Origin of the sequence: Algoriphagus pacificus (assembly GCF_017254845.1) — a bacterium.
GTDB classification, from domain to species: domain Bacteria; phylum Bacteroidota; class Bacteroidia; order Cytophagales; family Cyclobacteriaceae; genus Algoriphagus; species Algoriphagus pacificus.
In genome coordinates, this window is record NZ_JAFKCU010000002.1 from 232,696 (window position 1) to 254,291 (window position 21,596).

Here is a 21,596-nt window from a genome sequence, read left to right on the forward strand (position 1 = left end):
TTGTGTGATTTATTAATTGGATGATAGAGCTACTTTGAATTGTTTGGATTTCAGGATGCTCTTTGGTTTTCTTTTTACTTGATAGTGATAATAAAGTCCGAGTATTTGAAGTGGGATTTTGATGGTGTCTTTCAACTTTAATCTAGAGTCCCCGATCTCTGACCACTGAAGGAGTGGGTATTCCAATACTCCTTTTTGAAGGGTGGTTTTTCCGAACTTCTGCTGAAGTCTCAAGAAGATCTCTACATCGAAAAGCCAGGGAGTTTCAAACTGATTTTTGAATAGGAAAGGAACAAGGTTGCGTTGGAAGATTTTAGCGCCACACTGGGTGTCTTGGAAGTTTGCCTTTAGGATGGCTTTGATGATTTTTTTGATCATTTTACTTGCAAATGATCTGCTGTCATCGCGATTGATATCTGCTCCCAAACGCTGAATTCTACTTCCTACAATCGCACCATATTTTGGATAAGCTTCTTTGTATTTGGCCATCTGTAGCCATTCCTCAGGATGTGTTGCTAGATCAGCATCCAAAAATCCGATCAACTTAGAATCATAATTCTTGTGGACGAAAAGCATTCCTTGTCTTACAGCTTCAGATTTTCCGCCATTTTGAGGCATATCAAAAACCACAATGTTACTAGGGCTTTCTGTCTGGATGCCTTTAAGCACTGCCAGCGTTCTATCTTTGCTTCCGTCATTTACCAGGCAGAGTAAAACCTCTGGATGCTCTTGAGCAAAGGATTTGAATTCCTGGTAGGCAAACCTTTTTTCTTCATTGTAGCAAGGAACTACAATAGCATATTGGTGCTGAATCTCTGGATCATAATTCAATGCACTCTGGAGCATTTCGCTGATCTCGTTTTTCTGATTTTGATTCTGTAAAGTTTTCATCCTTGTTGTTTTTCGGTGTGCCAACAATTATTCAAACCTCAAACCATAATATTAAAACATTGAAAATCAGATGATTATATGTTGTGTTAATTCTCGTTTTTCCAAAAAATGGAATAAATTCCAAATATTGTATTCTTCCCAAACCTTTTTGTAACTTATAGAACTAATGAAATGCTATGAGTCAGTTTAAAATATTTATCGTAGAAGATGATCCTTGGTATGGTCAGATTTTGGAGTATCATTTAAGTCTGAACCCGGATTACGAAGTACATCTATTTTCAACCGCCAAGGCTTGTTTATTGAAGCTCCAGGAAAAGCCTGATTTGATCACGGTGGACTTTTCTTTACCGGATTTATCAGGAGATAAACTTTTTCAAAAAATCAAAGAGTATAACCCAACTATCCCGGTTGTGGTGATCAGCTCCCAAGAAGATATCAGTGTGGCGGTTGGCTTATTAAAAGCAGGGGTTAGTGATTATCTGGTAAAAGACGATGCGACAAAGGACTTGCTTTGGAACAGTGTGATCAAGATCAGGGAAAATCAATCCTTAAAGAAAGAAGTAGAGACACTAAAAGAAGAATTGGGTCAGAAGTATACTTTTGAAAAGACCATTTTGGGAAATAGCCCTGTTCTCAAAAGTGTATTTGCTCTAATCGAAAAGGCAATCAAGACTAATATCAATGTTTCTATTACAGGAGAGACAGGAACTGGAAAGGAAGTAGTGGCCAAAGCGATTCATTATAATAGTGAGCGTAAAAAGAAAAACTTTGTAGCCGTTAATATGGCTGCCATTCCAAAAGACCTGATAGAAAGTGAACTTTTTGGATATGAAAAAGGAGCTTTTACCGGTGCTGTGAGTCGGAAAATCGGAAAGTTTGAAGAGGCGAGTGGAGGAACCATCTTTTTGGATGAAATCGCGGAGATGGATCTCAATCTCCAATCCAAATTACTTCGGGTTCTTCAGGAGCGAGAGCTAAACAGAGTGGGAGGGAATGAGGCAGTGAAATTAGATGTCAGAGTGATTACGGCTACGCATAAGAATCTCTCCGAGGAAGTCCGAAAAGGGAATTTCAGGGAAGACTTATTTTTTAGGGTAATGGGATTGCCGATTGAATTACCGCCTTTGCGGGATAGGGGTTCTGATGTATTGATTTTGGCCAAGCATTTCATTGATGAATTTGTCAAAACAAACAAGATTTCTTCGCTTTCTCTTTCGGCTGATGCCAAAGAAAAACTCCTGAAGTATCCTTTTCCGGGTAATATCAGAGAGCTAAAAGCTGTCATTGAGTTGGCTGCGGTAATGGCTGACGGGCAAGAAATCAAGGCTAAAGATATCAGCTTCTTTTCTCTTCAAAAGGAAAACATCTTTCTCATGGAGAATAAGACTTTGCGACAGCATACCTGTGATATAGTCAATCATTATTTGAAGAAACATCAAGGAGATGTCATCGAAACTGCCAAAGCTTTGGACATAGGGAAAAGTACAATCTATAAAATGATACAGGAAGGGGAAATAATCCCGGAATAATTCCAGATTTTGGAATTTTATTCCGGATATTGGAATGAAAAAGAATTTATTAGGTTAAAATAAGTTGTTTTTGATGATTTAAGAGGGTTTTTGAGTTGGCTTGGTTTTAGAATAATTAGAGCGACTACTAAATATCACAATATGTACGGACTGGTAAACAAGTCGATTCAGGAACTCATCACGACCAATTTTGGAGAGGAAAAATGGGAGATCATTAAGGCTAATAGTGAAATAGAAATTGATTATTTTATCAGTACGGAACCCTATGATGATTCAATTACCTATAAACTTGCTCAGGCAGCATCGATAGAATTGGGGATCTCGGTGGATGAAGTATTATTTGCTTTTGGTGAGTGGTGGGTCTTGAAAACCGGGAATGAAAAATATGGAGGACTGATGAAAGCCGGCGGAAGTAATCTCAAGGAATTTTTGATCAATCTGCCCCTCTTTCATGACAGAATCATGTTGATTTATCCCAAATTGACTCCGCCTGAATTTAAAATAGATGAAATCGAAGACCGTTCTCTAGTGGTTCATTACTATTCCAAAAGAGAGGGATTGGTAGGTTTTATGAAGGGGTTATTATCAGGTTTGGGAAAACTATTCGAATCACCTGTGGAAATTTTCCATCTTTTTGGAAGAGAAAATGGAGATGATCATGAAGCATTTAAAGTAAGCTGGTGAGCAAAAATGATTTACATATTGCCCTTAAAAAAAGTCATTTAGACAGGACTTTTCCATTTCATTTTGCCATATCGAAAGATGGGAAAATAGAATTTATTGGTCCGAGTCTATTTAAAATGATGGGGAATTTGGTAGGTCAATATATCGAAAATCTTTTCGGGGTCGAAAGGCCCGTAAATACTACCCTAAATTTTGATTTTTTATCTCAAAGCCCTTCGAAAACATTCTTACTCAAGCAAAAGTCTGAAAAGGCAACCTTGTTCCGTGGGCAGTTTGAATATTTTGAGGAGCAGGGAATTATTATGTTTCTCGGTTCTCCTTGGTTTAGCTCCATCGAGGAATTGGTTTCCAACGAATTGTCAATTTCAGATTTTGCAGCTCTCGATCCTATGGTGGATCTACTGCATTTGATCAAAAATCAAGAATTGGTTTCAGCAGACCTTAAGGAATTGGTGGAGACCATTTCCCATCAAAAAGGAAGCTTGGAAAACCTCTCTTATGTGGCCAGTGCCAATCTCGACGGGATTATATTTACTGATGAGGAAGGGATAATTACCTACGCAAATGAAGGATATCTCAGACAGACGAAATATGAGCTCTCAGAAATGCTCGGTAAAAACCCAATTGAAATTGGGAGGGGAGAAGAGACCCAAAAGCAAGAATTAAAGAAAATGATTGATTCCTTTTTTAAAAAGGAACCTTATAAAGTTGAGTTAAAGCATTACAGAAAAGATGGTACTTGGTTTTGGGCAAGGGTAAATGGGCAGGTAGTTTTAGATAAAAAGGGAAATTTTCTTCATTATTTCACTTTGGTAGAAGATGTGACCGAAGAGAAAAATTCAAAAAATAGAATTCAGGAATTCGAACAGACTTTTAGACAAGTGCTTGAGTTTTCAGGTGACAATGTCTGGGAGCATGATTTTAAAACTGGAAAAACAATTTTTTCAAACAAGGCCAAAAACTTCCTGGGACTCAAATTTGATCAATCAACCAATTTGGAAGACGTTTGGTATTCTCATATTTATAAAGATGATCTTCAACTGCTTGTTGAAAACGATAAAAAATACAGAGGAGGTGAGATTTCTTCCCACCAATTGGAATACCGGATGCTTCATGAAAATGGAAGCATCAAATGGGTAAAAGATAGAGGAATCGTAATCGAAAAAGATTCCAAAGGATTACCACTGAAAATCATCGGTACACACTCGGATATTACTGACCAAAAAGACGCGGAAAAAGAGCTGATCAATCTCAATAAAAAATTGGGAAGTGTTTTGAACGAGCTCAGGGATGTGATTTGGTCGGTTTCTTATCCAGACTTTAATGCTGTTTTCTTCACTCCTTCAGCAGAGGATCTTTTTGAATTGGACATGGACACTATCATGGATGGTAAATCCTGGTGGGAAAAAACAATCCATCCTGAAGATCAACACATGTTAGATGAAATTCATCGGGAATTACATCAACAAAAAGAATACGCTAAAGAATACAGAATCCGAACAAAAAGTAATACTGTTAGATGGGTTCAGAACAAAGGAAAATTGATTTTCGAGGATGGTGAACCAGTGCGAATCAATGGGATTTTGGTGGATATCACAGAACGGAAGAAAACCGAAACGCTTTTGGAGAATCAGGAGAAGCTAAAAAATATCCTGATCGACATTTCTTCCACTTATATCAATATTGATCTGGATGAAGTTGATTCGAATATTAATGCTTCATTGGAAAAGATAGGGGATTTTGTCAATGCAGACCGAGCCTATATTTTTTCTTACGACCTCGCCGCATTTACCTGTTCCTGTACCCATGAATGGTGCGCTCCAGGCATTTCCCAGGAAATCGAAAACACCCAAAATGTGCCATTGAAATATGTGCCACAGTGGTTTGAAAACCATACAAAAGGAAAGCCTTTTTCCGTGGAAGATGTATCCCATCTTAAGGAAAATGGCATGGAGGCACTTTATGAGATCTTGGAACCACAACAGATAAAAAGTCTGATTGCTATTCCTATGATGTTTAAGGATGAGTTGTTGGGATTTGTGGGATTTGATTCTGTGAAAAAGCAACATACCTACTCTCAAAAGGAGATTGATCTCTTGTTCGTTTTTGCACAAATGCTTGTCAATGTCCAGAAGAGAAAGCAATCAGAAATGAGGCTTTTTCAGCAAGAAGAGAAATTTAGAAACATCATTTCCAATATGAATTTGGGTTTACTTGAAGTAGATCTTGAGGAAAATGTGCTCCATGCCAACCAGACATTTTGTGAAATGGCAGGCTGGGGATTTGATGAGTTGATTGGGAAAAAGGCTACCGATTTATTGTTGAATGAGGAGGATAAAGAAAAGCTCCATAAAAAATCTGAAAGTAGGAAAATAGGCGTTTCTGATTCCTATGAACTGAAATACAAAAGGCCAAATGGTGAGTATCGCTGGTGGTTTATCAGTGGCGCTCCTAATTACAATGATAAAAATGAATTGATAGGATCTATCGGAATTCATCTCGATATCACTGATCAGAAAAGACTGGAAGAGGAATTGATTCGCCAGCGCGAGGATGCTGAAAAATCTAAACGGGCAAAGGAAATATTCTTTGCCAATATGAGTCATGAAATCCGAACTCCAATGAATGCCATTGTGGGTATGGGTGAGCAATTGGCTAAAACAGATCTTTCAAATCAACAGGTAAAATACATCAAAGCCATTCAGGATTCAGCGAGCCATTTGATGGTAATTATCAAGGATATTTTGGATTTATCAAAACTTGAAGCAGGCAAAATGACAATAGAATCCATTGGGTTTAAGCCAAAAAACATTGTGGAGCATGCATTCGGAATTATGAATGCCAAAGCTGAAAGTAAAGGGCTGGATTATTCCATTCTGAATTTTGATGAAAGAATCAGAGAAGTATTGATTGGTGACCCGATTCGGATTAGCCAGATATTGTTAAATCTGTTATCGAATGCAATCAAGTTTACTGAAAAAGGGAAAGTGATGTTACAGTGCCACTTAGTCTCTGAAACTGCAAAGGAACAGGAAATCAAGTTTACTGTCGTGGACACAGGGATCGGTATGGATGATGCTTTTGTCAAAAGTAATTTTGAAAAGTATGTACAAGAAGATACTACGATTACCAGAAAATACGGCGGAACGGGCTTGGGATTAAGTATCACCAAAGAACTGATCCAGCTGATGGGTGGTTCCATGCAGATTGAATCCCAAAAAGGAATCGGAACCATCATTTCCGTCAAGTTAAAGTTCAAAAAAGGGAAAGAAAGTGATCTTCCGAAAGATCTTCCAATCTCGATAGATTATAATTTCTTGAAAGGGAAAAGAATCCTGATAGTCGATGATAATGAGTTTAATAGGCTTGTGGCATCTACAATTTTGGAGCAGCATGACATGATTACCGGCGTTGCTATCAATGGAGAAGATGCTGTAAAGGCAATGAAAACTGAAATTTATGATTTAGTTTTGATGGATGTTCAGATGCCAGTATTGGATGGAATGATGGCTACTAAGGTCATTCGGGAAGAATTAAATTCATCTATTCCTATTGTCGCATTGACCGCCTTTGCCATGAAGGGAGATCGTGAAAAGTATCTTTCACATGGTATGAATGATTTTCTGGCGAAACCTTTTCAGGAAAAAGAATTACTGCATCTCATTTCTCGATTGCTGCTGGGTAAACCCTTGGAAGAAGAATCAGCTCCTGAAAAAGGTCAGGAAAGTGCGGCCTTATATTCTCTCGAGGAACTGGAAGGGATCGCCAAAGGAAATCAGGAATTCATGGATAAAATGATGCATTTATTTCATAGCAGCGTCATGGAATCCGCAGAGCAAGCGGTAGAAGAATTCGAGAAGGGCAATTTTGAGCAAGTAAAGAAGTTGGTACATAAAATAAAACCCTCCATCAAAATGATGAGAATTCATCAGATCAGTGAGGAAGTAGTAGAAATAGAAAAAGAAATAGAAGAACAAAAGAAGTCAGATAGGATGATTTATTTGATGAATCATTTAGATGAGGTCCTTCATTTAGTCGCCAAGGATTTGAAATCAAAAAACAAATGAAAACAAAAGCGGAAATATTTGAATTTGCAGAGTCCCTAGTAGATAAGCTGGGATTCAAAGTAGTAAAACAAGACCGGGAGCGTCCTTGGGGAGGTTTCTTGGTATTGGATGAGAGTCACGCAGCAGAGTTTGCCCAGGAGTTTTTTCCTGAAGAAGATTTCGAAGCTTTAAAAATCTCTGAAAAGCTAAGCCCAAAGATATTGTTGGTTGCTCCAACTAAGCGATTGAGCTGGCAATATCATTTTAGAAGAGCCGAAATCTGGAGATGCATTGCTGGAAATGTCGCTGTAGCCACCAGTGATGACGATACAGAAAAGGAAATCAAAACGCTTAGCAAAGGTGATAAAATCAAATTGAAGCAAGGAGAAAGACATCGATTGATCGGATTGGATGATTGGGGAGTTGTGGCTGAGATTTGGCAGCATACAGATGCGGCGAATCCTTCTGATGAAGAGGATATCGTCCGCTTGCAAGATGATTTTGGAAGATGATAATGAAATAAATCTATTCCGTATTCTAGAATAGTTTTCCAGATTCTGGAAAATGAATTTACAAAAAGTGCCTTAGAGTCATTCTAAGGCACTTTTTTATTTTGGTCTCATATGTGAAATAGGAGGTTGAAAAATAATTCTATGAAAAATCTCAAAACATTACCAGCCTTTATTGTAGATGATGATCCCTTCTGGACAGAGGTGCTAAAACAGATCCTTTTGAAAATCGGCTTCCAAAAAATCCACACATTCGAAGATGGTGAATCATGTCTGAAGCACATCCACCTTAATCCGGCAATTGTCTTTTTGGACTATCAAATGGAGCATAGCAATGGTTTGGAAATCCTTCAGGAAGTAAAAGGGTATTATCCCGGAATCGAAGTAGTGTTCTGTACTGCTTTGGAAAATCTGGAAGTAGCTATTGCAGCTATGGAATATGGTTCGGTAGAATATCTATTGAAAAGTAATGTCACAGAAGAACTTGTAGCAGAAATCGTCTCCAACTACCAATCAGTCAACCTAGCCTAATCCCTTTGTCATGCCTTTTACATTTTCACATCCAGCAGCAATTTTACCTTTTTCTAAGACCAGAAACCTTTCTCAGACAGGTTTGGTCATAGGAAGTGTAGTTCCTGATTTGGAATTCTATTTCCAGTTGAAATTGAATGAAAATATAGGGCATACAATTCCAGGGATTTTGCTCTTCGATTTGCCGATAGCATTTCTGGTCACTTTGATCTTTCATTGCCTGATCAAGAATCCCTTGTATCAAGCTAGCCCCTCTTGGATCCAATCCAGAATGGTCAAGTATTTGAATTTTGACTGGATTAAGCCTCTCCGAAATAATTGGGGTACGATTTTGATCTCAATTTTATTGGGGATTTTCACTCACTTGCTTTTGGATGGAATGACCCATTTTGATGGCTGGGTGGTGGATCTGGCCCCGTTTCTTAGCGCAAACCTTGGGTTCAACGCTACCGTTTTACCGGTTTATGATGCGCTTCAGTATGGATTAAGTCTAATCGGGCTGATTATGGTAATAAGAGCCTTAATCAATCTGAAAAAAGAAACTGTTTCCAGAGCAGTAGAATCTTCAAAAATCAGGTTTTGGTTTCTGACAGCTTTGGGAGCTGGTTTGGCTGTGCTGTTCAGATCGTATTTCTACCCTGAGTTTATTTCCTTTTGGGATGTATTTATGATGGCTGTTGGAGCAAGCTGCTATGGAGTTCTCTTAGCTGCTGTAGTAGAAAACCTCGCTAGAAAGGGATCAAACAGTGATAGCCAGCTCAACGAATTTGTCGATGCCGGAAGTGTTGATCCAAGTTTCAAAAGCAGAACCTTTCTGATACAACAAAATCAGCTTTTTGGATTGCTCGGCAAGCGTGTAATGCATGTGAATGATCTCGTTGACAAACCCGAGATCGTTTTCAGTCAATCCACGGATATCCAAATAGACAAGTTCAGCTTCATTCTCAAGTATTTCAGGCAATTTACCTCTAAGAATTTCGATGGAGCTTCCCTTCGCTTCTCCGATTACTTCCACTTTCAGAGCAGGTTTATCCTGTCCTGTTATCAAAAAATCGCTGATTCGTATTTCCATGCTTGCAAGAGTTTAAAGAAATATATCAATAGTCCTGTTAAACTTATAGGCTTTTTGGGATTAATTTTCATTCCTCTTGCAGCAAATGGCCAAGAAGAAAGCTTAGATCCTGCTCAAAGAGAGCGTTATATTCAGAAAGCCAGTGAATTAAGAGCGGAGGAAAAATATGGAGAGGCTATCAATCAGCTTGACAGTATTTTAATCCAGAATCCGGCAGACGCGCAGATCCTGTTATTCAAAGGAGATCTTTGTTTGCAAAATCAGGATTTCTCCCAAGCGGTGGAAGTGTTCCATCAATTGATTCCTTTGGAATACGAATCTACCATTGTCAAGATCAACCTTTCTTATGCCTTGTTTATGAGTAAAAAGCCTTCCAAAGCTTTGGAAGCAGCATTTACCGCATGGAGCCAGGATTCACAAAACAAAAGTGCCACTGTCAATTATTTCAATGCCATGCTTTGGAACATCAAAACCAAAGAGGCTGAGTCTTTCCTATCAGAACATATTGGATTGGTAGATTCTGATCAGGCGCTGGTCATGAATGCCAGGCTTTATTCCACGGCAGGTAATTATTCCAAAGGGCTGTCCTATTACGATTCTCTGGTTCGGGAATTTCCAAAATCTTATTACATCCAGGAATATGTGGAGGTTTTGATTGGAAAGAAACAGTGGAAAAAAGCAGAATCAATTATCCAGCAATACGAGACAGAACTTTCAGCTTCTCAGCTTCAAAAACTGAATGGATTGATCAGTGATCGTTCAGTTCAAACTGCAGGAATTGCCATAGGTTATTTTGCCGATATCGCGAAAAATACCAGAATAGAGCAATCAGTCTTCTGGCAAAACCAGAGAAATGCACCAGTTCTCTTGGGATTCCGTGCCGGATCCAGTCAAGTGAAAGCTCCTGAAGATCAGGTGACCAAATCCAATTTTTTAGCTGGAAGTGCAAGTGTGAATTGGAATCAGGCTTGGCAAAGTAGTGCAGAAATAATGGCCCAACAGGTGAAGCCAGGCAATGGAGATTCCTTTATGGGGCTTACTGGAAAATTTGAAACCAAATTTCAACCCAATGATAGAAGGATGTTTGGGATTAGTTATGGCTCTGACTTGCTGAACTTTACAGCAGATCTATTGGGAAAGAATATCAGGAGTCAAAACCTAGGTTATTTAACTCATATTATGTTTGGAGGGAAGACTGGGTTTTATTCCCAGGGAAGTTATGGAATGCTCAATGATCAAAATACAAGGTTCCAGTTTTTCGGTTCAGTCTATCGCTTGTTGAGAACTGAGCCAACCTTAAAAACGGGTCTGAACTTCTCTGCATTGAGCTATAGCAATTCTGAAACAAGCTTGTATTTCGCTCCGAAGCGGTTTATGAGTGGGGAAGTATTTGTGGATTATAGTACGCCGATGCCTTTGGTGTCAAAAATGGCATTCAAGCTTCAGGCAGCTGGGGGTTTTCAGCAAATCGAAAAACAGCGATTAGATCCTTCATTCAGAGCTCAAGTAGAATGGAATTACAGAGTCAATGGGTTTGATTTTGGCCTGAATGGTCAATTCTCCAATGTGGCTGCCGCTTCTGGGACAGGATATAAATTCCAATACTTCACGTTCAAAGTCTTAAAAAATTTCAAGTAAAATCAGAAAGTTGTTCTGATCACCCGCCCTTCCTGCCTGGGATTTATCCCATAGGGGAGGGCTTAAATTTTTACTTTTTCATCAACCTTGCTACCATGATTCCTGACTGAGACTTGTTTCCTGCCAAGTAATCGCTTAGAGGTTTTTCAGAAATTTCAACTTCTTTGTTTTTGGAGCTTGCATGAAGCAGATGGATTCTTCCATTTTTCTCAATGGCAAAACCTGTATGGACAATATCCAAGTTGGACATAGAGGTAGTTATTGCGATCAGGTCACCGGATTGAATGTTCTTTTCCAGTTTGCTGATTTCGGTCTTGGGTATATAGAAATAGCCTCTTTTTTGAATAATACCTTCGGTTGTTTTGATCTCTTTTAAATTTTCCGAATTACTTAATTGCGGGTAAAATTGAGGGTTTTCAGACATAAAGGTCGGCTTATTGGGATATGGAACACCGCCCACTTCTTCAGTCACATCGGTGATAATTCCCTTTTGCTCATTTTCAAAAATCCAATCAGAAAAATAATGAAGACGGGAAGGATAACCTTGGTTTTTGCCAGCTCGGTAACGGAGTTCCTCCAGTTTTTGCTCAAAAAGTTCAAAGGTAAAATCTCCATTTTCAGCCAAGCGGGTCAAGGTGACCACCGTCTCCAGAAAGGTGGTGCAATCAAGACCAGTAAGATTTACAACAAGCTTCTCACTTCCGGGTAATTCCAAAGTTTTCTCAACGTAAGGAGTTTCCAAAAACCATTGACCAATTTCAATATTGAGCTCATTTGGAGACTGATCAGAATAATTACCTTCCGAAAGCTTAGCCAAGAACCCTTCTAATTTCTCTCGGCTTTCAAGGGTACAAACGGTTTGGGCTTGAGTGAATAGTGGGAAGACCAGTAATAGAACTAGAAGGTATCTTCGCATAATCAAGTCTGAATTAATAATTAGGTGAATATAATTGATTTGCAAGGATCAGACCATTACTTGAAATAAGGAATTTAGAGCTTTAAATTAAATATTCGGCAACTAATCAATTTTTGCAAAATTATCCTCCCTATTCTGATCAGGCCTTGTGCCCCATGGATCAATTGCTATCCATGTTGGTTTGACTTTGGAATGGAGAACAAGCTCCTGCCTACCATCCTTTATCTGTAATAATTCTGATTGAATCAGCTCCTCATCGGAATGAATTTTCCGAGGATGGTTTTGCAATAGTGAAACAGTGATCGGTTCATTCATTTCAATTTCACGAAGAGATCCATCAGTAAGGGTTTCTAGTTTTTTGGCTTCGTAAATCAATTTGATTTCGAAATCCCCATCTGGAAGAGGATTGATTTTAACAGTTTCGATTTTGATATCGTAATGGATCACTTTTTCAAACCAATCCTGAATAAGCTTTCTTCCAGTTGAATCACATTTGGCCTTTAAATCATCTAGAAAATCCTGGAAACCAATACTGGGAAGGCTGCTTTTCATGCTTTCATCTACCAGTTTTTGGATGGTGGAGTTCAGTTTCTCAGATCCAATGAGTTCTTCAATTGCCAATAAACTCTGAACGCTTTTTCCATAGGAAAGGTATCCTTGCCCTCTCATCTTACTTAAGGGAGGTTCGGCCTCATTAGCAAATGCTCTTCCATAAAAGTAATTCCGATTTGAATTGTCGGTCACCTGCCAAATGGCTGATTTTCCTATTGTTTTTTCCATCACCATAGCTTCTGAATACTTTGCCAATCCCTCGACAAAAAAGGAAGCTCCAGGAATATTTCTGGGTGCCAAAAGATGCCCAAACCATTGATGCGCAACTTCATGAATCACCCTTTTACGTTGCAAGTCGAATTGATTTATGTCTTCTGGCTTGACCAGGAAATAATTATCTTCCACCATGCTGATCATGCCAGGATGAGCAAAGCCACCAAATCCCCAATGGGAAGGTATCTCCACAATTCTCAATTTTTTAAAAGGATATGATCCGAATGTCTCGGATAAAATTTGGAGACTTTGATTCATGGTTTCCAAAGTGCTCTTTGAGTCAAACTGATGCGATAGATGAGAATATACCTCGAGTTGAACCGAATTGGAAAGTAGAATATCCTTCTGATAAATTCCTGAAAAAATAGCAATTGAGGGAAGTATCTTTTCACTGCTTTTGTAATGGAACCAAGTTCGGTTTCCGTCTGTACTTTGCTCTAGCAATTCACCGGAGGTGAAAGCCATCTGGTCTGCCTCTGTACTGATCTCAGCTTCAAAATCCACTTTCATCAAATTGACTTCTTGAAATTCCTCATGGTCCAGACGGCTAAATTTGTCTGGTTTGAGAGGCAAGTCTCTCTTTTTTCTTTCTTGATTATTGCTGATTTCCTTTCTCTCCGAATAACCAAAGTAGGGGGCGAAATCCCGTAAATTCAAATAGGATCCGTTTTGGATGATTGCAGGATCCTTTTTGAAAAGTGCCGGCGTGGTTTTTACTTCAAATGAGAATGAAACTTCTTCTTGGGGTAAAACAGGATTTTCAAATTCAATTTCATATACATCCAACAGGTCATTTTTGGCTAATTTAGAAGTCTGCTCGATCCAGAGATTTTTCAATTTTTCTTTCTCAGTCAGCAGCATTTTACTGATAGCTACATCTGAATTATTCTTCAATTTACCTTTCACCTGAGCTTGGTAAGTGCCTTTAGAAGGGAAAAGGTCAATTTTCAATTGTAGAGAGGAATAAGTCAAAACCGCTTCCTTTTCAAATTGCTTGTATTTCAACTCATAGGCCTCTTTTTGATCCAGTATTTGATCTACGGTTTGGTATCCCTCGATGATGTTGATTTGATAAAAACAGAAGCCAGATAATAGAATAAACCCTAGCAAACTCAAAGTTCCTGCAATTGTGGATTTATTCCAGCTGAAACTCAATCGGATTCTAGTGATACCTCCGGTCCAGTGCTTGGCTCGGAAAAAGATTGCTGCCAATACCAGAAGTGTCCAAAGTATTGCCAACAGTAAAAAACCGGGACTATTCATTTCCCAACCTGCTTGCTGGCTATAGTTAAGTGGAGGCAGAACTCCGATTCTCCAAAGGGGATGATTTAGGCCAATTGCTGTTCCTAAGGGACCCGAAAATAAAGCAAAAGCTATTGCTGAGAAGCCCATTCCCAGGTAGTTGTGTTTGAAGAAATCCTGAATCAGGAGAAATATGCTTGCGTAAAAAAGCAAAGGGATTCCTGGATAAACTAGGAGGCTGAAAATTGCAATACTATACAAACTCAAATAGGTTTGTTGCAGTTGGAAGCCCAAACAAATGATTATTGTAGCTCCAATCAATAACAACATCAGGATAACAAGTGTGGCAAGTTTTGAAAGGAAAAAAGAGGCATTTGAGGATGGAGTTGCCCCAATGATCTCGTGAAATTTCTCGCTTTTAGCCCTCCATGACAATTCACCGCAGAAAAAAACCAGCAGTAATATTCCAAACAAATACAAAGGTTGTTGCACCTGTTCTAAAAGGATTTGACTGGCAGGAAAATAAGTTTCATCATAGGCCCCGCCCGAATAGATTTTGGAATAAATTTCTGTAACAGCTAGGACTATCCAGGCACCCATTACCGTCCAAAAAGGAATGCTTTGAAAGATAAATTTCAAGTCCATTCTTATAAGGGAGTTGAGGATTGGGAAGACTTTGCGTAAAGAGATGGATACGCTCTTTGGTTTAGCTAAAGTACTTGGGATTGCCTCTTCGAAAGGAAGGAGGAGTTTCGTTTTTCGGGGTTTATGACTTGATGTTCTGAAAGAAAATTTGCGGTAGCTTATCGCCAAGAGTAAAGCACAGATTACAAACCAAATCAGGCGGTTCAAACCTAGTAAGCTGATAAAGGATATATGCTCATGATTTTTCTGGAAGGGTGTCCAGAGATTGCTTTGCTCGAAGAAAGCCGACAATCCAAATGGATCTGCCAAAGCTGCTAAAAATAGGCTTTCACTGGAGACAGGAGCAGCATTTGCCAAAAGAGGTGAGTTTAAAAAGATGGCAGAAATAAAATACAGGGCATAAATAAAAACTGCCATAGCATAAGTTGCCAAGGAGTTTTTGGTCAGGAGGCAAACAGAATACAAGAGGACGGTGCAAATACTAACAGAAGGAATCAACAGCTTCCAAGCAACTGAAAAAGTGTCATCCCAATGAAAGGAGGTGATTCGATTGGGGTCCAGGTCAGAAAAATATAGCCCTGCATAAAATCCGGGAAGGGCCATTAGAATCACTAGAATCCCAACAAGCCAGGCTCCGGTAAAACGACTCCAGAAAAACTGGGATTTATTAAGTGAGGTCGAAAAAATAAGAGGTTCCATTCCATACTTAGTGTCTCTTTGAATGGCTGTTACCACAAAAAACATAATGGAAAAGACTGACCCTAAACTCAATAATCCCATTTTAAAAAACAGCACATATTCTGAGTTGAAATTGACTCCAGCAGGAATGGCCCCTTGGGTCCCCATTAAATAGGAAAATCCGAAGTAAATCAAAGAAAATAAGTATACCGATTTGGTTTTTAGCTGGTATCTCAATTCAAATGATAGGAGTGAGAAAAATCGTGTAGTTTTCATTTCTGGGCAGAAGTCAAGGTTGAAAAATAGAAATCTTCCAAACTTGGTTGGATTAGCTCAAAGCCTGCTTCTGGTAAGTGTTCTGACTGAACATGAATTAAAGTTTCTCCTGCGATCAACTTGGAAGAAATGACCTGAAGCTGCCTTTGATACTCGCCCAATTCTGATTTTTTGATCTTTTTGGACCAGATTTTACCATCAAGTCTTGAAGTGAGAGTGGTTGGGTTTCCTTGAATTAAGATTTGTCCTTTATTCATGATGGCCATTTGAGAGCAAAGCTCAAAGACATCATCTACCAAATGTGTGGAAAGGATGACGATGATATTTTCTCCTACCTCGCTTAAGAGGTTCAAAAATCGATTTCTTTCTTCTGGGTCCAGACCTGCTGTTGGTTCATCCACGAAAATTAGTTTCGGGTTTCCAAGTAGCGCCTGAGCAATCCCGAATCGCTGTTTCATCCCTCCGGAATAGGAATGCACTGCTTTTTTTCGATGTTCATAGAGATTGGTTTGTCGCAAAAGAAATTGGACTTGTTCTCTCCGTTGCCCTGAATCAGTTATCCCTTTTAGAACTGCAATATGATCCAATAAGTCCAATGCGGAAACTTTTGGATAGACTCCAAATTCCTGGGGTAAATAGCCCAGTACGGATCGGATTTTCTCAGGTTTTTTTTGGACTTCTTGACCGTTGAAAAGAATTTCCCCCGAACCAGCATCCTGAAGCATGGCAAGAGTTCTCATCAAACTGGATTTTCCAGCACCATTAGGACCCAAAAGGCCAAACATTCCATTTTTGATGATGATGGAGATATCATTTAATGCTTTTACACCATTAGGGTAGGTTTTGCTGAGATTTCGAATTTCAAGTTGGTTCATGGCTGGCATTTTTTGCTTCACCAAAACTTGGAATTCAAAATGATCTGATCTAATTAATATGTCGAACAGGCCAGAATTGAGGATGAACAAGCCACAATGTCGAATTCTTTCAGTTGAGACTATTTTAAAGTGTTCATCATGAAAAAGGCACTGTTGGTCATCTTTATTTTCTAAAAATCATGGCTTGGCTATCTTAGAAGGATGTTTCCAAAAGTTTCTTTTTTTAAGGCCCTAGGATGGGGATTAGGGCTGACGATACTCGTTACATTTTTGCTCCAACGTATGGGGTTTATTCGCATTGATTTTGACGAATACCTTGAAAACACCCTGATACTAGGATCCTGGTGGATTTTGTGCAGTTTGGTGTTTTATTACAGTCGAAGTATCCGACTTAGAAAGAAGAGTTTACTCAGGATTCTTTACTTGGTACTTTTCCTGACAGGCATTTTGCTTTTAGATCAATGGATGGACATTCCTGATAATCCTGTTTCCATATTTTTACTCATTCTATTTTGGATGGGGATTGCTCAATTTGTGGCTCCCGTGTTTTTCAAAAAATTCCAAAAGTCCATTTTCTTAGTATATGGCTTGGTTTGGATTGCTTTTACGCTGCTTCGGTGGAATGAAGCCTATTTGAAGGAACATCATCAACTGGCTATCCTTATGTTGTTGATTCCTATTCCTTTTTTTCTAATAATTTGGGTTTTTGAGCAGTGGAAAAGGATCAAAGATCTAGAGAGTCAGAAAAACCAAGCGGAGCTGGCCATGCTGAAAAATCAGATCAATCCGCATTTTCTTTTCAATACTTTGAATAACCTCTATGGACTCTGTGTAGAAAAGTCCGATACGGCACCAGAAGTGGTACTGAAGCTTTCGGATATGATGCGCTACACAATTTATGAGGGTAAGAAGCAAGAGGTATTGTTGAGTAAAGAGGTAGATTATATCAAGAATTTTTTGGGGCTCCAGCAGCTTCGCCACAGGAATGAACCCCAGATTGATTTTGAAGTAAATATAGATCAGGATGGTCTGATTTCTCCCTTGTTATTTATTGTTCCTGTTGAAAATGCCTTTAAGCATGGGGTAGAAAAAATGACTGAGGGGGCATTTGTCAGAATTAGCTTGATTTCGGGGCCAGAAAAATTGAAATTTCAAATAGAAAATAATTTCGATCCCGAATCGCAGGATGCGAAACCTGGAATTGGCTTGGAAAACCTGAAAAGGAGATTGGAATTGGCATATCCTGCCAGGCATTCTTTGGTAATCACTCAAGATAAAGCTACCTATAAAGTAACAATGGAGATTCTATGGAATTGATTACTTACGTGATTTTAGATGATGAACCGATAGCCCATAGAATAATAGAGGGGTATTGTGAGAATTTTTCCTTTTTGGAAAAGGCTGGAAATTTCTACAACGGGTTTGAGGCTTTAGAATTTTTTCGAAGTTCAAAAGCTGACCTGATTTTTCTTGACATAAACATGCCTAAACTCACCGGTTTTGAACTCTTAAAATCACTGCCAAATCCTCCCAAAGTAATTGTGACCTCAGCACATCAGGAGTTTGCCTTGGAAGGATATGAGCTGGATATAACAGATTATTTATTGAAGCCTTTCAGTTTAGATCGATTTATCAAGGCGATCAATAAGGTGACAACTTCAAAGACTGCAGAACAAAAATCAGAGTTGGAGCCAGAACGGATTTTTATAAAATCGGATAAGAAACACGTTCAGATCGAATTGGATAAGATTTTTTACGTGGAGGCTCTCGGGAATTATTGCAAGGTTTTTCATTCTGGAGGAATGCTAATTTGTCCTGATAAGATTTCAGAATTAGAAGTAAAGCTACCTCCGCCTAGCTTTATTCGAGTTCATAAATCCTATCTGATCAATCGAGATCAAATTGATTTTGTCGAGGGAAATCAAATCAAGATTGCAGAGGTGATGATTCCAATTGGTCAGACTTACAAAGTAAACCTTAAGGGATTCTTGAGTTAAGTATCTTTTTATTTAAGCATTTTCTTGTTGAAATACCCATTCTTTTCGAAATCCCTGATATTCATTGATACAATAGCGAGTTCAGGAAATAGTCCGTTGAGTTTTGCCACCACACTTTGGGAAAGCGCATTTTTTTGATTAATTGTTCGTCCTTCCATGATATTGGCAAAAACATGAATAAATTCCTTTGGGAAAAATATTCCGTAGGCATAGTGAAAAGGTCTTATTCTGACTTTGATGTCTTCTGGGTGGAAAAGGCCTGAGGAATTTACTGTTTCAAAAACTGTTTCCATAATCTTTTCCGGTGATTGCTTTTTTAAAAGCCCTTCTGAACAGTCAATGATAAAGTGGGGCATATTTCTATTGAATTTGAATTATTAAATGCTCGGATTCAAAATAGATTGGACGGAGCAACCTGAATAATTTCAGATTGATTTTTTTTAAAGGGCATCCACAGGTAATCTGCAGACACCCTTTCTTTTTTTGAATGTGCGAGTTTTTACCTTCTCACAATGGTGGTCGTTGGCGCATAGATCCCGAAAGTCAATACATGAATTAATCCATCTAGGAAAGTGTGCTTTGTGGTTACTTCATAATCCTTTGCACCACGAGCCATTTTTTCTGGATCAGATATTTTCAAGGGAGCCAATCCCTCAATCAGATAATGGTTTTTCTCCTTGTATTCTATACCAGTTTGTGAACCTTCTCCTACGGTAACAGTGTAGGAGTGGCATGAACTTAAGAGAAGAGTTGTGGCTAGTACCACTGCGAAAGTTGAAATGATTTTTCTCATTTTGCTTGTGTTTAAATATGTAATAGTTGGTTTAATTTTTCTTTATTCCATTAATTATCAGGTAAATACAAAGGGATAATTCTGTGATCACGGCAGTGGCCAAAACCAAAATCTCACTCTGAGGAGCATAGGTAGGTAAGAGGATATTGGTGAAGGAATCGATCAAATAGGAAAATCCTGCCACCACGACCATGGCTCCAAGAAGTCGTGAAAACCAGCCGGATTTGCACATCATATAGCCCAAAATCACACAGCTCATCCCAAAAGGAATCCCGCTGAGTAAATATCCTAGGCGATGGGATTCAATCAGATAGCCAACTTGTTTTGCTACCCTAATTGGGTCCGTTGGATTAGGGAATAATTGGAATAGAGCAGGGATTTGTAAAAGATGGATCAGGTTGATTCCAATAATTGCCGCCTGCACCAGTCTTAGAAATGCAGCTAAATAGGATAGTTTTGGAAATTTCTCGCGAAATAAGATTAAGAAAAACCAGGCTAAGCCTATATCAGCCAAAACCATGACCATGTCCAAGGAAACTCCAACCCTAAGTAGGTTTTGGTTTCCTTTGATGTTTTCCATAGTCTGCTGGATATCTTCTGGCAGGAATAAAACTCCCCGAACTCCCAGTTCACTGAAAAGTCCGCAAACAATCACTACTAAATAAAGTACGCCTGTCAGCCCAAGAATGAGGTTTCGGTCGCTTTGATCTGTAAGATTTTTCATTTCGTCCTATTTTTTCCACAAACCTAGGGCAGAAAAAAAGTCTGGAAATTGACTTAGGTTAAGAATGTATGGAGGATTGAAAAATTTAAAAATTACTTCTTAACCCAGATCAATTTTTGGGAAAGAAGTGGGTTTTACTTTTGAAGTGTAATTCAAAACACTTTGAAAATGAAAGCATTTACCTTCAAAAGGTATGGGGAATCGAATGTATTGAATCCCGATACGCTGGAAAAACCTGAGCCGAAAGCCAATGAGCTTTTGGTGAAAATCCACGCCACTTCCGTCACTGCAGGGGATTGGAGAATCCGCAGTGGAAAACCGCTTCCAATTCGGTTTTTTGTGGGACTGTTCAAACCTAAAAACCATTTGCTTGGGCATGAATTTGCCGGAGTAGTAGAAGAAATAGGGATTGAAGTCTCTGATTTTCAAGTTGGAGATAAGGTTTTTGGTAGTCTGGGGATGAACTCCGGTACATATGCCGAATATGTTGTGGTGGATTCAGGAATGCCTATGGCGAAAATCCCGGAAGGATTGAGTTTTGAGGAAGCGGCTGTAGTACCCGTTGGATTTCTTTCGGCCTATTATTTTCTCCAAAAGGTTGATCTACAGCCAGGAATGAAAGTACTGATTCATGGAGTTTCTGGATCGGTAGGCTCCGCGATACTTCAACTGGCTAAAGTAAAGAATGCTCATGTGGTGGGTGTTTGTAGCTCGAAAAATGCGAGTTGGGTGAAAAAATGGGGGGCAGATCAGGTGATTTGCTATGATAGGGAAGACTTTACCCAGCTGACACAAAAATTTGATCTAATCATCAATGCTGTAGGAAAAACTTCTTTTCGGGAAGTAAACCATATGTTGGCAGGTTCAGGGAAATACCTAGCTGTGGATGCTGCAATGACCGATTATTTGGATTTGTTTATTCAATCGCTAAGCGGAAAAAATGAGCAGATACAAGTAGGAATAGCTGAACAGAAAAGGGAAGATTTGGTGGTTATTCAGGCTCTTCTGAAAGCAAAAAAGATAAAACCATATTTGGATCGAGTCTATCGGTTTGAAGAACTTCCAGCTGCTCATGCCTATGTGGAAATGGGAAAAAAGGCCGGAAATGTGGGGATAATGGTAGCTTAATCAGGTTTTGGTCGCCAACCTTTTCCGAATTCGGCTGAGTGATTCTGGTTTTACTCCGAGGTAGGAAGCTAGAATGTACTGAGGAACTCGATTAAGTAGTTCAGGCTGATTTTCCTGAAGTTCCAGATAGCGTTTCTCAGGTGATTTGATCATATAATCCGCCAGCATTTGTTGGTTTTTTCCAAATTCCTGTTCTATGGATATACGACAAACTGATTCAAATGCCGGTACTCGTTGGATTAATTCCTGTTCATTGTCATAGCTGAGAATGGTCAAAGTAGTGTCTTCAACACATTCCAAATAATGATTGGCCGGAGTTTTATTCAGATAGCTGGAAAGTGAAGCAATGGGCTGGCCTTCCTCAAAAAAGTGGATGGTTCTCTCTTCACCCTCTATCAAGTAATACAAACGAACCAATCCCTTGAGGTTAAAATAGGATTCTCTGGCCACCTGACCCTCTTTCAAAAGTATAGTTCCTTTTTTGAAAGTCTTGATGGGGATTAATAAGTCGATGATTTGAGCCTCCTCCACCGTAAGAGGGATTTCAAATAGGGATGAACTTCGAGTGACCATGGTTTAAAATTAGAATTTTCAAAA

17 protein-coding genes are annotated in these 21,596 nt (G+C 39.0%); 9 read left to right on the forward strand and 8 right to left on the reverse strand.

The features are described 5' to 3' along the window. Positions 1-12: 12 nt before the first annotated feature. Positions 13-891 carry a glycosyltransferase gene (locus tag J0A69_RS07775; protein WP_236032732.1) on the reverse strand — a complete coding sequence of 293 codons (879 nt, stop codon included), beginning with the start codon at positions 889-891 and terminating at the stop codon, positions 13-15. 176 nt (positions 892-1,067) lie between these two features. On the opposite strand from J0A69_RS07775, the gene J0A69_RS07780 reads away from it, so the two are divergent. From J0A69_RS07780 to J0A69_RS07805, 6 genes are all read left to right on the forward strand, one after another. Next, positions 1,068-2,420: a sigma-54-dependent transcriptional regulator gene (locus J0A69_RS07780; RefSeq protein WP_206586002.1), complete on the forward strand. Its 1,353-nt coding sequence runs from the start codon at positions 1,068-1,070 to the stop codon at positions 2,418-2,420. Positions 2,421-2,561: 141 nt separating this feature from the next. After that, positions 2,562-3,104, forward strand: coding sequence for a heme NO-binding domain-containing protein (locus J0A69_RS07785; protein ID WP_206586003.1), 543 nt, complete (start codon positions 2,562-2,564; stop codon positions 3,102-3,104). Next, positions 3,101-7,171, forward strand: a complete 4,071-nt coding sequence (locus tag J0A69_RS07790; protein ID WP_206586004.1) for a PAS domain S-box protein — start codon at positions 3,101-3,103, stop codon at positions 7,169-7,171. Before J0A69_RS07785 ends, J0A69_RS07790 begins: the two co-directional genes overlap by 4 nt. After that, on the forward strand, positions 7,168-7,662 hold the full coding sequence (locus tag J0A69_RS07795) for a cupin domain-containing protein (protein ID WP_206586005.1): 495 nt from the start codon (positions 7,168-7,170) through the stop codon (positions 7,660-7,662). The genes J0A69_RS07790 and J0A69_RS07795 overlap by 4 nt, the downstream gene beginning before the upstream one ends. A 141-nt stretch (positions 7,663-7,803) precedes the next feature. Further along, a complete protein-coding gene (locus J0A69_RS07800; RefSeq protein ID WP_206586006.1) occupies positions 7,804-8,190 on the forward strand; it encodes a response regulator in 387 nt (128 codons plus the stop codon). A 10-nt stretch (positions 8,191-8,200) separates the two neighbouring features. Then, positions 8,201-10,900, forward strand: coding sequence for a DUF4184 family protein (locus J0A69_RS07805; protein WP_206586007.1), 2,700 nt, complete (start codon positions 8,201-8,203; stop codon positions 10,898-10,900). Between the two features lie 70 nt (positions 10,901-10,970). Here the strand turns inward: J0A69_RS07805 and J0A69_RS07810 are convergent, their stop codons facing one another. The 3 genes from J0A69_RS07810 to J0A69_RS07820 form a co-directional block, all read right to left on the reverse strand. Then, entirely contained in the window at positions 10,971-11,816 is an 846-nt protein-coding gene (locus J0A69_RS07810) for an N-acetylmuramoyl-L-alanine amidase-like domain-containing protein (RefSeq protein WP_206586008.1), read from the reverse strand. Between the two features lie 102 nt (positions 11,817-11,918). Continuing rightward, a complete protein-coding gene (locus tag J0A69_RS07815; RefSeq protein ID WP_206586009.1) occupies positions 11,919-15,374 on the reverse strand; it encodes a M1 family aminopeptidase in 3,456 nt (1,151 codons plus the stop codon). Positions 15,375-15,478: 104 nt separating this feature from the next. After that, positions 15,479-16,357 carry an ABC transporter ATP-binding protein gene (locus tag J0A69_RS07820; protein ID WP_206586010.1) on the reverse strand — a complete coding sequence of 293 codons (879 nt, stop codon included), beginning with the start codon at positions 16,355-16,357 and terminating at the stop codon, positions 15,479-15,481. Between the two features lie 282 nt (positions 16,358-16,639). Here J0A69_RS07820 and J0A69_RS07825 point away from each other — a divergent pair, with 282 nt between their 5' ends. Both J0A69_RS07825 and J0A69_RS07830 read left to right on the forward strand, forming a co-directional pair. After that, positions 16,640-17,674: a sensor histidine kinase gene (locus J0A69_RS07825; protein WP_206586011.1), complete on the forward strand. Its 1,035-nt coding sequence runs from the start codon at positions 16,640-16,642 to the stop codon at positions 17,672-17,674. Continuing rightward, entirely contained in the window at positions 17,665-18,354 is a 690-nt protein-coding gene (locus tag J0A69_RS07830) for a LytR/AlgR family response regulator transcription factor (protein WP_206586012.1), read from the forward strand. The genes J0A69_RS07825 and J0A69_RS07830 overlap by 10 nt, the downstream gene beginning before the upstream one ends. 8 nt (positions 18,355-18,362) lie before the next feature. Here J0A69_RS07830 and J0A69_RS07835 read toward each other — a convergent pair whose 3' ends face one another. The 3 genes from J0A69_RS07835 to J0A69_RS07845 all read right to left on the reverse strand — a co-directional run bounded on the left by J0A69_RS07835 (position 18,363) and on the right by J0A69_RS07845 (position 19,871). Continuing rightward, positions 18,363-18,710: a 5-carboxymethyl-2-hydroxymuconate Delta-isomerase gene (locus J0A69_RS07835; RefSeq protein ID WP_206586013.1), complete on the reverse strand. Its 348-nt coding sequence runs from the start codon at positions 18,708-18,710 to the stop codon at positions 18,363-18,365. 143 nt (positions 18,711-18,853) lie between these two features. Continuing rightward, complete coding sequence (locus tag J0A69_RS07840; RefSeq protein WP_206586014.1) at positions 18,854-19,147, reverse strand: Bor family protein; 294 nt, start codon at positions 19,145-19,147, stop codon at positions 18,854-18,856. A gap of 31 nt (positions 19,148-19,178) precedes the next feature. Beyond that, positions 19,179-19,871, reverse strand: coding sequence for a DUF4386 domain-containing protein (locus J0A69_RS07845; RefSeq protein WP_206586015.1), 693 nt, complete (start codon positions 19,869-19,871; stop codon positions 19,179-19,181). 168 nt (positions 19,872-20,039) lie between these two features. Between J0A69_RS07845 and J0A69_RS07850 the strand changes: the two genes are divergently transcribed. Further along, complete coding sequence (locus J0A69_RS07850; RefSeq protein WP_206586016.1) at positions 20,040-20,999, forward strand: NAD(P)-dependent alcohol dehydrogenase; 960 nt, start codon at positions 20,040-20,042, stop codon at positions 20,997-20,999. Here J0A69_RS07850 and J0A69_RS07855 read toward each other — a convergent pair whose 3' ends face one another. Continuing rightward, positions 21,000-21,572, reverse strand: a complete 573-nt coding sequence (locus J0A69_RS07855; protein ID WP_206586017.1) for a Crp/Fnr family transcriptional regulator — start codon at positions 21,570-21,572, stop codon at positions 21,000-21,002. Positions 21,573-21,596 lie beyond the last annotated feature (24 nt).

Excerpts from the sequence above, each read along its gene's own strand:
- J0A69_RS07810 (WP_206586008.1), bottom strand. The coding sequence starts at position 11,816 with ATGCGAAGATACCTTCTAGTTCTATTACTGGTCTTCCCACTATTCACT.
- J0A69_RS07800 (WP_206586006.1), top strand. The coding sequence starts at position 7,804 with ATGAAAAATCTCAAAACATTACCAGCCTTTATTGTAGATGATGATCCC.
- J0A69_RS07845 (WP_206586015.1), bottom strand. The coding sequence starts at position 19,871 with ATGAAAAATCTTACAGATCAAAGCGACCGAAACCTCATTCTTGGGCTG.
- J0A69_RS07785 (WP_206586003.1), top strand. The coding sequence starts at position 2,562 with ATGTACGGACTGGTAAACAAGTCGATTCAGGAACTCATCACGACCAAT.
- J0A69_RS07780 (WP_206586002.1), top strand. The coding sequence starts at position 1,068 with ATGAGTCAGTTTAAAATATTTATCGTAGAAGATGATCCTTGGTATGGT.
- J0A69_RS07775 (WP_236032732.1), bottom strand. The coding sequence starts at position 891 with ATGAAAACTTTACAGAATCAAAATCAGAAAAACGAGATCAGCGAAATG.
- J0A69_RS07850 (WP_206586016.1), top strand. The coding sequence starts at position 20,040 with ATGAAAGCATTTACCTTCAAAAGGTATGGGGAATCGAATGTATTGAAT.
- J0A69_RS07855 (WP_206586017.1), bottom strand. The coding sequence starts at position 21,572 with ATGGTCACTCGAAGTTCATCCCTATTTGAAATCCCTCTTACGGTGGAG.
- J0A69_RS07825 (WP_206586011.1), top strand. The coding sequence starts at position 16,640 with ATGGGGTTTATTCGCATTGATTTTGACGAATACCTTGAAAACACCCTG.
- J0A69_RS07840 (WP_206586014.1), bottom strand. The coding sequence starts at position 19,147 with ATGAGAAAAATCATTTCAACTTTCGCAGTGGTACTAGCCACAACTCTT.
- J0A69_RS07795 (WP_206586005.1), top strand. The coding sequence starts at position 7,168 with ATGAAAACAAAAGCGGAAATATTTGAATTTGCAGAGTCCCTAGTAGAT.
- J0A69_RS07835 (WP_206586013.1), bottom strand. The coding sequence starts at position 18,710 with ATGCCCCACTTTATCATTGACTGTTCAGAAGGGCTTTTAAAAAAGCAA.
- J0A69_RS07815 (WP_206586009.1), bottom strand. The coding sequence starts at position 15,374 with ATGGGGACCCAAGGGGCCATTCCTGCTGGAGTCAATTTCAACTCAGAA.
- J0A69_RS07805 (WP_206586007.1), top strand. The coding sequence starts at position 8,201 with ATGCCTTTTACATTTTCACATCCAGCAGCAATTTTACCTTTTTCTAAG.
- J0A69_RS07820 (WP_206586010.1), bottom strand. The coding sequence starts at position 16,357 with ATGAACCAACTTGAAATTCGAAATCTCAGCAAAACCTACCCTAATGGT.
- J0A69_RS07830 (WP_206586012.1), top strand. The coding sequence starts at position 17,665 with ATGGAATTGATTACTTACGTGATTTTAGATGATGAACCGATAGCCCAT.